The sequence below is a fragment of the Morganella sp. HSTU-ASny43 genome (genome assembly GCF_022819185.1).
In the GTDB taxonomy this organism is placed as follows: Bacteria; Pseudomonadota; Gammaproteobacteria; order Enterobacterales; family Enterobacteriaceae; genus Morganella; species Morganella morganii.
The window spans coordinates 1-13422 of sequence record NZ_WSPG01000034.1 but is presented as its reverse complement, the minus strand read 5'-3'; the positions used below and the strand labels follow the sequence as shown (position 1 = coordinate 13422).

Sequence of the window (13422 nt, the reverse complement as noted above, 5' to 3'; positions counted from 1 at the left end):
ATATTTATCAGTGACGGGCAGGAGGATCAGCTGTTTACTGGGTTTAATGACCACGTCAGCTGCATCCACCCCTGCTTTTCTGCTTCTGCCTTCAATACCGGGTCAGCGTTGACCGTCAGCACATCCGTGGCGTAGCGGCACAGGGGTAAATCGTTGGCGGAATCGGTATAAAAAATCGTACGTTCCGGTAAAAACTGACGAATATCCAGAAAGTTAGCCAGTTTTTCCACTTTCCCTTCCCGGAAGGTGGTGATCCCCTGCAATGCACCGGTGTAGTGATCATCCCGGACTTCCAGTTCGATACCAAACGCCAGATTCACACCCAGCATCTTCGCCACCGGTTTGACAATAAAATCGGCGGTGGCAGAAATGATGATCACCGGCACGCCGTGTTCTTTATAAAACGCGAGGGTTTTGACCGCATCCGGGTAGACCAGCGGGCGCACTTTGCTTTCGGTAAAATCAGCTACCCATTCATCAATCTGTGCAACGGTGGCATTGCCTAAGGCCTTAAGGCTGAAGGCCATATACGCGGCCATATCCAGCTTACCGGCGCTGTAATCCGCCATCATCTGCTTATCTGCGGCAAGAAAGGCCGGATCAGTGATAATGCCTTTTTCCCACAGGTAGTCTGTCCATAACAGGCTGCTGTCTGCAGCGATTAAGGTGTGATCGAGGTCGAAAACCGCTAATGTTGACATGACGTTCCTTTAATTAACTGACGGGGCAAGGGCGCGGATTTCATTTTTATTGAACATCAGCTCCAGCTGAGTGCCCTGTTCAAACAGCCGCTCTGAGGAGCGGTTCAGCAGATCCACGGTCAGTGCGCCCAGCCCGGTATCCACCTGATAACGGATAATATTGCCCAGTAACTGACTGTCACGGATTGTACCTGAAACCGGGTGAGAAATGTGTTCCCCGTACTGCCTTCCGGCCTCGCGCACATAAATGGATTCCGGGCGGATCGCCACAATACCGCTGAGATTCAGGCCGAGCAGGCTGTTGGCGTTGTGCGCGCTGACCAGATTGTAATGCCCCATAAAACGCGCGACAAACTCATTGGCGGGCTGGGTGTAGATATTTTCGGCGGTATCGCTCTGCACGATTTCACCTTTGTTCATCAGGAAGATGCGGTCAGACATCAGCATGGCTTCTTCCTGGTCGTGGGTGACAAAAATGGTGGTGAGATTCAGCTCGCGCTGGATCTGACGGATTTGCTGGCGCAGATGTTTGCGGATCTGCGCATCCAGCGCGGAGAGCGGTTCATCCAGCAGCAGGATGCGCGGCTTCATCACCAGTGCCCGTGCCAGTGCCACCCGCTGGCGCTGGCCGCCGGAAAGCTGATGCGGCAGATGCTGTTCTTTTCCTTTCAGACCCACCAGCTCAATCACCTCTGCAACGGATTTGCGCTGTTCATTTTCCGGGACTTTCTGCATCTTCAGACCGAAAGCAATGTTGCGTTCAGTGGTCATATTCGGAAACAGCGCATAGCTCTGAAACACCATGCCGATTTCCCGCTGCTGTGGCGGAGATGAAGTAATATACTGTTTATTCACATAAATTCTGCCGTCATTGACCGGTTCCAGCCCGGCGAGACAACGCAGCAAGGTAGATTTACCGCAGCCGCTCGGGCCGAGCAGAGTAATAAATTCCCCTTTGCTGACAGAAAAATTCAGACCGGAAAAGACCGGAGTGGCAGCAAAGGATTTTGTCAGGTTTTCAGCAATTACATAGCTCATCAGTGATTCCTCAGCGGCTTAAGCGTGTCGCGATCAGGGTCAGGATCAGGGTGAAAATAAAGTAGCTCGCCACCAGTGCGGAGGTGAAGTGCCCGCTGGTCTGGCGCATGTTATAGAGATAGATTTGCAGGGTTTCGTAACGGGTGCCGACCAGGATATTGGCAAATACAAACTCGCCGAACAGGAAGGAGAAGGCGATCAGCAGCGACACCAGCAACCCTTTGCGGATATTTGGCACCACCACCAGCAGAAATGCCTTAAAAGTGCCTGCGCCGAGCAGATGGGCGGCATCCAGCAGATCTTTCAGCGGCACGCCGTTCAGGCTGTTGGCCAGCGCCCGGTACATAAACGGCAGGGTGATGGTGAAATAGGTGCCGATCAGGATCCACGGCGTACCGGCAATCGGCAGCGGCCCGTCAGCAAACAGCTGTAGTAATCCGACGGAGGAGACCACCGGCGGCACGGCGAACGGCAGAATAATCAGGATCTCCATCAGCCCTTTCAGCCGCGGGAAGTAATAAAACACGGCAAACACCAGCGGCAGGATCACCAGGGTGCTGATGGCAAGGGTGACAAAACAGATAAACAGCGAACGGCCGAACGCGGCAAGAAAACGCGGATCCTGCCACAGTTTCAGATACCACTGTAATGTCAGGCCGTCCGGCAGCACCGTGGCACCCCAGCGGGTGGAGAAGGAATACAGCAGGGTCGCGATAATCGGTAACAGCAGCAGGATCACAATCAGGCTGAGCATGATTTTGTGATAACGCGCCATGGACGGCGGATTGAGTGTGAGATCAGCACTTGGCATGGTAACTCCGTTTCAGCAGCCAGTGATAGACAACAGTGATGAATCCGAGGATAACCATCAGCAGGACAGAGAGTGCCGCCGCCATATTCGGCTCCAGGAACAGGTCGCCGGACACCAGGCTGGCGATACGGATGGTCACCATATTGTAGTTCCCGGTGGTCAGCGCATAAGTGGAGGCATAAGCCCCGGCGGCATTGGCGAACAGAATGATAAAGGTGCCGAGCAGCGCCGGCGAAAGCACCGGCAGCGCGACATAGCGCCAGTAGGCCGGGCGGCCGGCCCCCATGGTTTTGGCGGCATCCTCCCACTCCGGTTTCAGGGCATCAAACGCCGGATAGAGCAGCAGGATCCCCAGCGGGATCTGAAAATAGAGATAAATCAGCATCAGCCCGGCAGCGCTGTAGAGATTGAAATCCTCAATCACTCCCCAGGCTTTCAGTTGCAGGGTGATGGCGCCGTTGACGCCGAGAATGATGATGAAAGCAAACGCCAGCGGCACACCGCTGAAGTTGCCGGTCATATTGGTAAAGGCAATCAGCCAGCGGCGCGGACGCGGCGGGACGTGCTGTAAGGAGGCGGCAAACAGTGCGGCGAGGATCAGCCCGCCGACCGCCGATACCCCGGAAATCCACAGAGTGTTTTCAAAGGACTGAATATAAAAAGGGCTGCTGAAGATTTCGGTAAAGTTACCGAATGACCAGGCATCTTCATACACAAAGCTGTTGATAATCACCCATAACATCGGCGCAAGCTGGAAAAGCGCGAACAGCAGAGCAGCCGGGAGCAGTAACAGCATCGGTTTCAGCGGCAGACGGCGTGACAGAGGGCGGGTATGTTGCTTACTTTTCATCGCGGTCAGCTCCGGCAGAATATCAGCCATGTTGCGTCTCCCGCAGCAGGCGCGGTACAGCGGCTTTGTTGTGTCCGCTCAGGCCGAGCAACCGGCAGATGGTGCCGCACAGCTGTGTCTGCTGCACCGGAAGATCGGCCTCATGAGAGAAGGCGTCACCGGTAACAAACAGCGGGACAGTGCGCTCTTCATCCAGAATCCCGCCGTGTGAGCGGTCATTATTCATACCGTGATCACTGGTCACCAGTACCTGATAACCCGCTTCAAGCCAGGCAGGCAGATACGCGGAGAGCAGGCCGTCTGCACGGCGGGCGCTGTTGCGGTATTGCTGTGAATCCCCGCCGGATTTATGACCGGCATCGTCAATATTCATCGGGTGAATAAGCAGGAAATCGGGGTGGTATTGACGGCGTAAATATTCCGCATCGAGGAATAAATGATCATCTGGATAGTGATCCGCCTGATAAAAACAGCCGTGTTGTATCGCAAGCGAATCATCGTGAGTGAAACGGTCACGGACAGCATCAAACGGAGCGCGGTTATACAGCTCACTGACCCAGTGATAAGCGGCGGCAGCGGTGGTTTTTCCGGCTTTTTGTGCGAGGGAGAAAATACTGTCGTTGTGTGACAGGCGCACCACCTGATTGTGCACCACGCCGCTGTCAACCGGGCGCACGCCGGTCAGAATACATTCATAAAGCGGGCGGGAGAGCGAGGGCAGTTCACAGCTCAGGCTGTACAGTGTGGCGTTCCCGGATTCGGCTAACCCCTGCATAAAGCCCATGCAGTCATGGGCTGTGCGGTAGTTTAAGCCATCCAGAACAACCAGGATAACTGGGTTATTCATTGTCATTCCGTTAATTCATGTTGATGATAACGTTCTGCTGCCACAGTTTCGGCAACTGGCGGGAGGTTTTTTCCCAGCCGTCAAAATCGGTAATCGGTTTGGCTTTGCTGTACTGGGATTCAGGCAGCAGTTTGGCTTTGATATCGTCCGGCAGGGTCAGGTGTGCTGCGCGGATAGGGCGGGCATATCCTTCGGCCAGGTTGAGCTGTCCTTTATCACTGAAGATAAACTCACGGGCCAGTTTGGCGGCGTTCGGGTTCTTCGCGTATTTGTTGATGATGGTGGTGTAACCGGAGGTGACAGAGCCGTCAGACGGGATCACCACGGTAAAGCGTTTGGCATCAATCTGGTCGCGGTAGTTAAGGGCGTTGAAATCCCACATTACCGCCACTTCCACTTCCCCTTTTTCCAGGTTGGCCACGCTCGGGTCATTCAGGGATAAACGTTTCTGTTTGGCGAGATCGGCAAACAACTCAATCGCCGGCTGAATATTGGTTTCATTACCGCCGAGGGCAAAGGCCGCAGACAGCACGCCGCTGTTAGCCTGTGCCGCGATACCGACATCACCGATTGTCACGCGGTAGTTACCGCTGCGCAGATCAGCCCAGCTTTTCGGCTGTTCTTTGACAAGGTCATTATTGATGATGAATGCAATGGTGCCGGTATAGGCCAGCGCCCAGTTACCGTCTTTATCTTTTGCCCAGTCCGGGATCTGATCCCAGGTGGTGGGTTTATAAGGCTGCACCACATCTTTCTGAACGGCGACAGGGCCGAAGGCGGCACCGACATCCCCGATATCTGCGGTGGCATTACTTTTTTCAGCCGCAAACTTGGCAATTTCCTGAGCAGAGCTCATGTCGGTATCCTGATGGCGGATACTGTAGAGTTTTTCAAGATCAGACCAGGTGCCTTTCCAGTTGGCCCAGGTATCCGGCATCCCGACACTGTAAACCACGCCCTCTTTTTTGGCGGCGGCAATCAGTTCTTCAGGAATGGTGTTTTGTCCGGCAGAGAACGCAGAAAAAGAGGCGGAAACAGCAACGGCGGTCAGCAATATTTTGGCAGCAGGAAAACGTGTCATAAAACCCTCGTCAGTTAACTGATTCAGTATCAGTGGTGAGGCTAGGGTATGACGCGTTTGTGACAGGCAACTGACACCCGTGTGACACTTTTCTGACAGCCGGGTGACAGGGAAATGCATGCCCCGTTATGCCGAGTATTCTCCCCGCAAACGGAGTATGATTTAATCCATTATTATTTCATTAACATGATGTCTCTATTATGCAGCAGATTTTAACGGGCAATGAAACCGGCTACTGGGTTATCAGCGCGGATAACCGCGTCTGGCTGCCGGAAGGACAACTGCCGGAGGGCAGTGCGGCACAATGGATGCTGACCGGGAAACCGGCGGTGCGTATCGGGGAGTGGCAGGGGCTGCCGGTCTGGCTGATCCGCGAAAAAATGCGTTCCGATATGTGTTCGCCGCGCATTATTGCCGCAGAGAATGATGACCTCTTCAAAATGGCCGGACGCGGCGTGCAACTGGCGGAATTCTACCGCTCGCACCGTTATTGCGGCTACTGCGGTGCGGCGATGAAATACAGTGAAAGTGAGTGGGCGTGTCTGTGTGACAGCTGCCGCGAACGTTACTATCCGCAGATAGCGCCGTGTATTATTGTCGGCATCCGCCGTCATGACTCTATTCTGCTGGCACAGCACCGCCGCCACAAAAGCGCGCCGTTGTTTACCGTACTCGCCGGGTTTGTCGAAGTCGGCGAAACCCTGGAAGAAGCTGTCGCCCGTGAGGTGATGGAAGAGAGCCGGATTGAGATTCAGAATATCCGTTATGTCTCCTCGCAGCCGTGGCCGTTCCCGCACTCGCTGATGATGGGATTCCTGGCGGATTATGCGGATGGTGAAATTCATCACGATCCGTCAGAGCTGCTCAGTGCAGACTGGTACCGCTATGATAATCTGCCGGTTATTCCGCCGCCGGATACCATTGCCCGCCGTCTGATTGAAGATACAGTCGTACTGTGCCGTCAGGATGACGAAGACGCGTAACACCGCCCTGACCCCGGGCGGCAGGCGTGCTACAATGGGTTTTATTCAGGACGTCAATACGTTACGCGGCCAACAACTTTTTGGAGTCTGTCATGAGTGAACTGAAAAACGACCGCTATCTGCGGGCATTACTGCGTCAGCCGGTGGATGTCACCCCCGTGTGGATGATGCGCCAGGCCGGGCGTTATCTGCCTGAATATAAAGCCACCCGCGAACAGGCGGGGGATTTTATGGCGCTGTGCAAAAACACCGAACTGGCCTGTGAAGTAACTCTGCAGCCGCTGCGTCGTTTTCCGCTGGATGCGGCAATTCTCTTTTCCGATATTCTCACCATTCCTGATGCGATGGGTCTCGGGCTCTATTTTGAAACCGGTGAAGGGCCGCGCTTTGTGCATCCGATCCAGAATGCCCGTGATGTTGAAAAACTGCCGGTGCCGGATCCGGAACAGGAACTCGGTTATGTCATGAATGCCGTGCGCGCCATCCGCAAAGCCCTGAACGGCGATGTGCCGCTGATTGGTTTCTCCGGCAGCCCGTGGACACTGGCAACCTATATGGTGGAAGGCGGCAGCAGCAAAGCCTTTACCAAAATCAAAAAGATGATGTATGCCGAACCGCAGACCCTGCACCTGCTGCTGGATAAACTGGCGGACAGCGTGATCCTCTATCTCAACGCGCAGATTAAAGCCGGTGCACAATCCGTGATGATTTTCGACACCTGGGGCGGCGTGCTGACCGGGCGTGATTACCGTGAGTTTTCACTCAATTACATGCACAAGATTGTCGATGGTCTGATCCGCGAAAATGACGGTCGCCGTGTACCGGTCACTCTGTTCACCAAAGGCGGCGGACAGTGGCTGGAAGCGATGGCAGAAACCGGCTGTGATGCGTTGGGGCTGGACTGGACCACAGATATCGCGGATGCCCGCCGCCGGGTCGGTAGTAAAGTGGCGTTACAGGGCAATATGGATCCGTCCATGCTCTATGCATCACCTGCCCGCATTGAAGCGGAAGTGGCATCTATCCTCGCCGGTTTTGGTCAGGGCGAAGGGCATGTGTTCAACCTCGGACACGGCATCCACCAGGATGTTCCGCCTGAGCATGCCGGTGCATTCGTTGAATCTGTTCACCGCCTGTCAGCCAAATATCATCAGGGCTGATCACTGACAGACCACGGAGGTCACCATGACAGCCATCGACACCCGCGCCCTGAAAGCACGGCAGACAGAACTGGCACAACGGGTCAGTCTGCAGGATGTGCCGCTTAATCCCCGCTATATCGCGGGGGTGGATATCGGCTTTGAGGACGGGGGAAACGTCACCCGGGCTGCTGTGGTGATCCTCACCTGGCCTGAACTGGAAGTGGCGGAGTATCAGACCGCCCGCATTCCCACACAACTGCCCTATATTCCGGGGCTGCTCTCCTTCCGTGAAATCCCCGCCGCACTTGCCGCGTGGGAGAAACTGACCTTAAAACCGGATCTGGTGCTGGTGGACGGCCAGGGGCGCGCTCATCCGCGCCGTCTCGGCGTTGCCGGGCATCTCGGGGTGCTGCTGGATTTACCTGCCATCGGTGTGGCCAAAAGCCGGTTGTGCGGCACGTTTGAACCGCTGACGGAAGAGGCCGGTGCACAATCGCTGCTGACAGACAAAGGTGAGCCGCTCGGCTGGGTCTGGCGCAGCAAAAACCGCTGCAATCCGCTGTTCATTTCACCCGGTCATCATATGAGTATTGACACCGCACTGACCTGGGTAAAAGCCCTGACGCGCGGCTATCGCCTGCCTGAACCGACCCGCTGGGCTGATGGCATTGCCTCAAATCGAACATTTTTTGTCCGGTTGAAACAGAAATTTCCCGATTTTCCACGTAAAGATGTGGATATCACGGATTTTCAGGTAAACTGCGGCTCACATCAGAGTAACGAGTAAAGCGGAATGTTAAAGAACCCGATCCACTTACGGCTGGAAAAACTGGAAAGCTGGCAGCATCTCACCTTCACGGCTTGTCTGTGCGAGAGAATGTACCCGAATTATGCCGTTTTTTGTCAGCAGACCGGGTTTACCGATCCGTCGCTTTACCGGCGTATTCTGGATCTCATCTGGGAAGTCCTGACTGTCAAAGACGCAAAAGTGAACTTTGATAACCAGCTGGAAAAGCTGGAAGACATTATCCCTGATGGAGACGACTATGATATCTACGGTGTGTATCCGGCGATTGATGCCTGCGCGGCACTCAGTGAGCTTATCCATACCCGCCTGAGCGGGGAAACACTGGAGCACGCTATTGCGGTCAGTGAGATTTCAGTCGGCACTGTCGCGGCACTGGAAATGACACAAGCCGGACGCGAAATGTCCGACGACGAATTAAATGAATTGCCCGCTGTTGAAGAAGAGTGGGACATTCAGTGGGAAATTTACCGCTTATTGGCCGCCTGCGAAGAGCGCGATATTGAGTTGATAAAAGGCTTGAAATCCGATCTCCGGGATGCGGGGATCAGCAATATTGGCGTTAGTTTAGGCGATTAAATCAAAAAACGTGATTTAAGCCTATAAATGCCGGTGTTAAAGGCTTCACAATTGCCCCGTCTCTGGTCTACAGTGGGGGGCGAAAAGAAGTGGCTATCGGGGCGCGTGTATCAGGGCTGTCAAAAGGCACATCCGACGCACTCGATGCTTTGCAAACGATAAACACACTGTAAGGATATTTTATGAATAAGACTCAATTGATTGATGCTATCGCAGAAAAAGCAGAGCTGTCTAAAGCACAAGCTAAAGCAGCGCTGGAATCAACTCTGGCGGCCATCACTGACTCTCTGAAAGAAGGCGATGCTGTACAATTAGTTGGCTTCGGTACTTTTAAAGTTAACCATCGTGCAGAGCGTACTGGCCGTAACCCGCAGACCGGTAAAGAAATCAAAATTGCAGCAGCAAACGTGCCTGCTTTCACTGCCGGTAAAGCACTGAAAGATTCAGTAAAATAATTGCGTTGCAAAAACAGATTGATAGAGGGGGATTTCGTCCCCTTTTGTTGATCAGACAGGGGCTGCTTGCACTGGGCTTTGGCTCATTGCTCAGCGCCTGCTCTGTTCAGCCTGACCTTCCTCCCTTCAGCGCGTCCGGTTATATCGCGGACGACGGTGCTGTCAGAATGTGGCGTCTCAACGCTGACAACCAACCCCGTGTCCTGATGAGTGTTTTCAGTCCCTACCGCAGCGGACAACAGACCGTCGTCACCGTTTATGAATACCGCAGAGGCCAGCTCTGGCAGATCCGTGCAGAATATCTGGGCGATAACGGTTTTTCTGAACAGATACGGCTGGATCACGAGGGCAATACCATCTTTATGCAGCGTGATAAAGACGGGCATAAATCCCCGCTGACCGCAGACGAAATCACCCGGATGACCTTTGTGGCGGACAGACAGCTGACACTTAACAGCGCACTGGTGATCGGTGATATCCGGCTGAAACAGGGGCAGTGGCGTGACAGCTATGTCACGGATTGTCAGGGTAATAAATCCTACATTGAATTTGATGCGGAAACAGAACAGTTCCTGGCGAAGCGTCAGCGCAGCAGCGCATCACCTATCTACATTGCATGGCTGGATTCACCGGAAGGACGGGAAATTCTGCTGGCGGCAAATGATAACTTCTGTAAATGGGAACCTACGGAAGATTCACTGTAAATCTCCCGCAGGGTATTAACGTGGTTTACTTATTCAGACGGGCAATAGCACGGTAGCCGATATCACTGCGGCAAAATGCATCATCCCAGTGAATATGTTTCAGTGCGGCATAAGCCTGTTTCTGCGCCTGAGCAATATCCTCACCCAGTGCCGTCACACACAACACCCGGCCGCCGTCAGTCACAACCGCACCTTCTTTCAGTGCTGTTCCGGCCTGGAAAACTTTGCAGTCTGCTTCCTGAATATCCAGTCCGCTGATCACATCACCTTTACGGTAATCACCCGGATAACCACCGGCTGCCATCACCACACCAAGCGCCGGACGCGGATCCCACAGCGAGGTTTTTCCCGCCAGTTTTCCCTGTGCACCGGCAAGGCAGAGTTCAACCAGGTCTGACTGTAACCGCATCATAATCGGCTGGGTTTCCGGATCACCAAAGCGACAGTTAAATTCAATCACTTTCGGCTCGCCGTGTTCATCAATCATCAGCCCGGCGTATAAAAAGCCCTGATAGGTGTGACCTTCCGCCGCCATACCTTCAACGGTCGGATAAATCACTTTTTCCATCACCCGCTGATGAACGGCATCGGTCACCACCGGTGCCGGGGAGTATGCACCCATACCGCCGGTGTTCGGCCCGGTGTCATTGTCACCGACCCGTTTGTGATCCTGGCTGGTCGCCATCGGCACCACATTTTTACCGTCCACCATGACAATAAAACTGGCTTCCTCGCCGGTCAGGAACTCTTCAATCACAATGCGGTGCCCGGCATCGCCGAAAGCATTACCGGCCAGCATGTCATGTACCGCGTCCTGTGCTTCTTTCAGGGTCATGGCGACGATCACGCCTTTACCGGCCGCCAGGCCATCAGCTTTGATCACCACCGGTGCACCGGTTTTGTCCAGATAAGCCAGTGCCGGTTCAACCTCAGTAAAGTTCTGATAGTCCGCCGTCGGGATATGGTGACGCGCCAGAAAATCTTTGGTGAATGCTTTGGAGCCTTCCAGCTGCGCGGCACCTTTGGCCGGGCCGAAGATAGTCAGACCGGCTGCATTGAATGCATCAACCACGCCCATCACCAGTGGTGCTTCCGGGCCGACAATGGTCAGGCCGATATTATTGGCGCGGGCAAAGGCCACCAGGCCGTCAATATCTGTCGCACTGATATCCACATTGGTCAGGTTTGGTTCCTGTGCGGTACCGGCGTTACCGGGCGCGACATAAACATTGGCTGCCAGCGGGGATTGTGCAGCTTTCCAGGCCAGCGCGTGTTCGCGTCCGCCATTACCGATAATCAGGATATTCATAAGTCAGCTCCGGGTATTAATGACGGAAATGGCGCATGCCGGTGAAAATCATCGCGATATTGTGTTCATCTGCTGCTGCAATGACTTCGTCATCACGGATAGAGCCACCCGGCTGGATCACGCAGGTAATACCAACGGCAGCTGCCGCATCAATACCATCACGGAACGGGAAGAACGCATCGGATGCCATGGCGCATCCCGCCACTTCCAGCCCTTCATCACCGGCTTTGATGCCGGCAATTTTCGCGGAGTAAACACGGCTCATCTGACCGGCACCCACACCGATGGTCATATTATTCTTTGCATAAACAATGGCATTGGACTTAACAAACTTCGCCACTTTCCAGCAGAACAGGGCATCTTTCAGTTCCTGCTCTGTCGGCTGGCGTTTGCTGACCACTTTCAGGTCAGTATCACCGACCATCCCGAGATCGCGATCCTGCACCAGCAGACCGCCGTTCACCCGTTTGAAATCAAGGGCGGCAGCCGGATGCTGCCACTGACCGCAGGTCAGCACGCGGACATTCTGTTTTGCCGCGAGAACCGGCAGCGCATCTTCCGCGACGGACGGGGCAATAATCACTTCCACAAACTGGCGTTCAATAATTTCTGCCGCCGTTTTGGCATCCAGTTCGCGGTTAAAGGCGATAATACCGCCGAATGCGGAGGTCGGGTCAGTTTTGAAGGCATTGTCATAGGCGGTAAGTAAGCTATCGGCAACGGCCACGCCACACGGGTTGGCGTGCTTGACGATCACACAGGCTGGTTTATCAAACTGCTTCACACATTCAAGGGCTGCATCAGTATCAGCAATATTATTATAAGAGAGGGCTTTGCCCTGTAACTGCACAGCAGTACTGATGGAGGCTTCCTGAATATTCTCTTCTATATAGAAGGCGGCATTCTGATGGCTGTTTTCGCCGTAGCGCATATCCTGCTTTTTAATGAAGTTGAGATTCAGGGTACGCGGGAACTGACCGGAAGGCTGAGTGGTATCGCCGAAGTACGGTTTTACTTTCTGACCGAAGTAGTTAGCGATCATGCTGTCATAAGCCGCTGTATGCTCAAAGGCTTTGATGGCGAGATCAAAACGGGTATCGAAACTCAGGCTGTTTTGTCCGGCATCCATCTCGGCAATGATATTGCTGTAGTCACTGCTTTTTACCACAATCGCCACATCTTTATGGTTCTTCGCGGCGGAGCGCACCATGGTCGGCCCGCCGATATCGATATTTTCAACCGCGTCTTCCAATGTGCAGCCGGGTTTTGCCACGGTCTCCGCAAACGGATAAAGATTCACAACCACCATATCAATAGCGGAAATCTGATGCTTCGCCATAATCTCATCATCGGTGCCGCGGCGGCCGAGGATCCCGCCGTGTACTTTCGGATGCAGGGTTTTGACACGTCCGTCCATCATTTCCGGAAAACCGGTGTAATCGGAGACTTCAGTCACCGGCAGACCGGCGTCAGCCAGCAGGCGGGCAGTACCGCCGGTTGATAACAATTCAACACCACGGGCGGAAAGAGCCTGAGCAAATTCAGTGATGCCGGTTTTGTCAGAGACACTGAGCAGGGCGCGACGGATAGGGCGAGGCTGTTGCATGAGTTTGGATCCCTTGAATTCAACGAATAAATGACAATAGGTTGCAGGTGAAATCGGTGTATCTCATAAGATTTCAAAACCCGGAGTAAAAAGCAACGGTACACGAATGCAGCAGATTGTAACGCAAACGTTTGCGTGTTGCTTGTGAATTTTGTGATTTTTTACCATCTGTGGATAACTTTGTGTGTAACCCGGTATAAACAGGGGTTTTGCTGGGGAATGCAGCAAACAGTCAGAAAATCGAAAATTAACACTTGTCTTCTGAAATCGACTCCCTATAATGCACCTCCACTGACACGGAACAACGCGCTAACACGCGGTCCGGCAGGAAAAAAGAGAACGGCGTATAAGAAATTATTGCTTGACTCGAAGGGGCTGGAAACGTAATATACGCAGCCTCGCAACAACGCAGAAGACCGGCAACGGCAGCGAATGTTGCAACTGCTCTTTAACAATTTATCAGACAATCTGTGTGGGCACTCGCAGGACATATCACAAAAAATATTATTTT

The 13422-nt window shown here is 53.7% G+C and carries 14 protein-coding genes; 6 read left to right on the top strand and 8 right to left on the bottom strand.

Going from position 1 to position 13422, the window contains the following annotated elements:
- Positions 1-26: 26 nt before the first annotated feature.
- From GN208_RS15625 to GN208_RS15600, 6 genes are read right to left on the bottom strand one after another with little or no spacing between them, the layout of a single operon-like run.
- Positions 27-701: an HAD family hydrolase gene (locus tag GN208_RS15625; protein WP_004904101.1), complete on the bottom strand. Its 675-nt coding sequence runs from the start codon at positions 699-701 to the stop codon at positions 27-29.
- 9 nt (positions 702-710) lie between these two features.
- Positions 711-1739 (bottom strand): ABC transporter ATP-binding protein, encoded by a 1029-nt coding sequence (locus GN208_RS15620; RefSeq protein ID WP_004904104.1) that lies wholly within the window; start codon positions 1737-1739, stop codon positions 711-713.
- A gap of 10 nt (positions 1740-1749) precedes the next feature.
- Entirely contained in the window at positions 1750-2514 is a 765-nt protein-coding gene (locus tag GN208_RS15615; protein ID WP_197708808.1) for an ABC transporter permease, read from the bottom strand.
- Positions 2515-2536: 22 nt separating this feature from the next.
- Complete coding sequence (locus tag GN208_RS15610; protein ID WP_048884210.1) at positions 2537-3400, bottom strand: ABC transporter permease subunit; 864 nt, start codon at positions 3398-3400, stop codon at positions 2537-2539.
- A 22-nt stretch (positions 3401-3422) separates the two neighbouring features.
- A complete protein-coding gene (locus GN208_RS15605; RefSeq protein ID WP_004904108.1) occupies positions 3423-4247 on the bottom strand; it encodes an alkaline phosphatase family protein in 825 nt (274 codons plus the stop codon).
- A gap of 10 nt (positions 4248-4257) precedes the next feature.
- The gene (locus GN208_RS15600; RefSeq protein ID WP_015422414.1) at positions 4258-5328 is read right to left on the bottom strand and encodes an extracellular solute-binding protein; all 1071 of its coding nucleotides are present in this window, start codon (positions 5326-5328) and stop codon (positions 4258-4260) included.
- 200 nt (positions 5329-5528) lie between these two features.
- Between GN208_RS15600 and nudC the strand changes: the two genes are divergently transcribed.
- From nudC to GN208_RS15570, 6 genes are all read left to right on the top strand, one after another.
- Positions 5529-6311: an NAD(+) diphosphatase gene (gene nudC, locus GN208_RS15595; protein ID WP_004242276.1), complete on the top strand. Its 783-nt coding sequence runs from the start codon at positions 5529-5531 to the stop codon at positions 6309-6311.
- Between the two features lie 92 nt (positions 6312-6403).
- Positions 6404-7471 (top strand): uroporphyrinogen decarboxylase, encoded by a 1068-nt coding sequence (gene hemE, locus GN208_RS15590; protein ID WP_004242275.1) that lies wholly within the window; start codon positions 6404-6406, stop codon positions 7469-7471.
- Between the two features lie 34 nt (positions 7472-7505).
- Positions 7506-8240: a deoxyribonuclease V gene (gene nfi / locus GN208_RS15585; protein ID WP_225806430.1), complete on the top strand. Its 735-nt coding sequence runs from the start codon at positions 7506-7508 to the stop codon at positions 8238-8240.
- 6 nt (positions 8241-8246) lie between these two features.
- Positions 8247-8837 carry a YjaG family protein gene (locus tag GN208_RS15580; protein WP_004904114.1) on the top strand — a complete coding sequence of 197 codons (591 nt, stop codon included), beginning with the start codon at positions 8247-8249 and terminating at the stop codon, positions 8835-8837.
- A gap of 182 nt (positions 8838-9019) precedes the next feature.
- Positions 9020-9292 (top strand): nucleoid-associated protein HU-alpha, encoded by a 273-nt coding sequence (gene hupA, locus GN208_RS15575; protein WP_004242271.1) that lies wholly within the window; start codon positions 9020-9022, stop codon positions 9290-9292.
- A 44-nt stretch (positions 9293-9336) separates the two neighbouring features.
- A complete protein-coding gene (locus tag GN208_RS15570; RefSeq protein WP_015422415.1) occupies positions 9337-9996 on the top strand; it encodes a DUF1481 domain-containing protein in 660 nt (219 codons plus the stop codon).
- Between the two features lie 25 nt (positions 9997-10021).
- Here GN208_RS15570 and purD read toward each other — a convergent pair whose 3' ends face one another.
- The gene (gene purD / locus GN208_RS15565) at positions 10022-11305 is read right to left on the bottom strand and encodes a phosphoribosylamine--glycine ligase (protein ID WP_004904118.1); all 1284 of its coding nucleotides are present in this window, start codon (positions 11303-11305) and stop codon (positions 10022-10024) included.
- A gap of 16 nt (positions 11306-11321) precedes the next feature.
- Positions 11322-12911 carry a bifunctional phosphoribosylaminoimidazolecarboxamide formyltransferase/IMP cyclohydrolase gene (gene purH, locus GN208_RS15560; RefSeq protein ID WP_004904119.1) on the bottom strand — a complete coding sequence of 530 codons (1590 nt, stop codon included), beginning with the start codon at positions 12909-12911 and terminating at the stop codon, positions 11322-11324.
- Positions 12912-13422 lie beyond the last annotated feature (511 nt).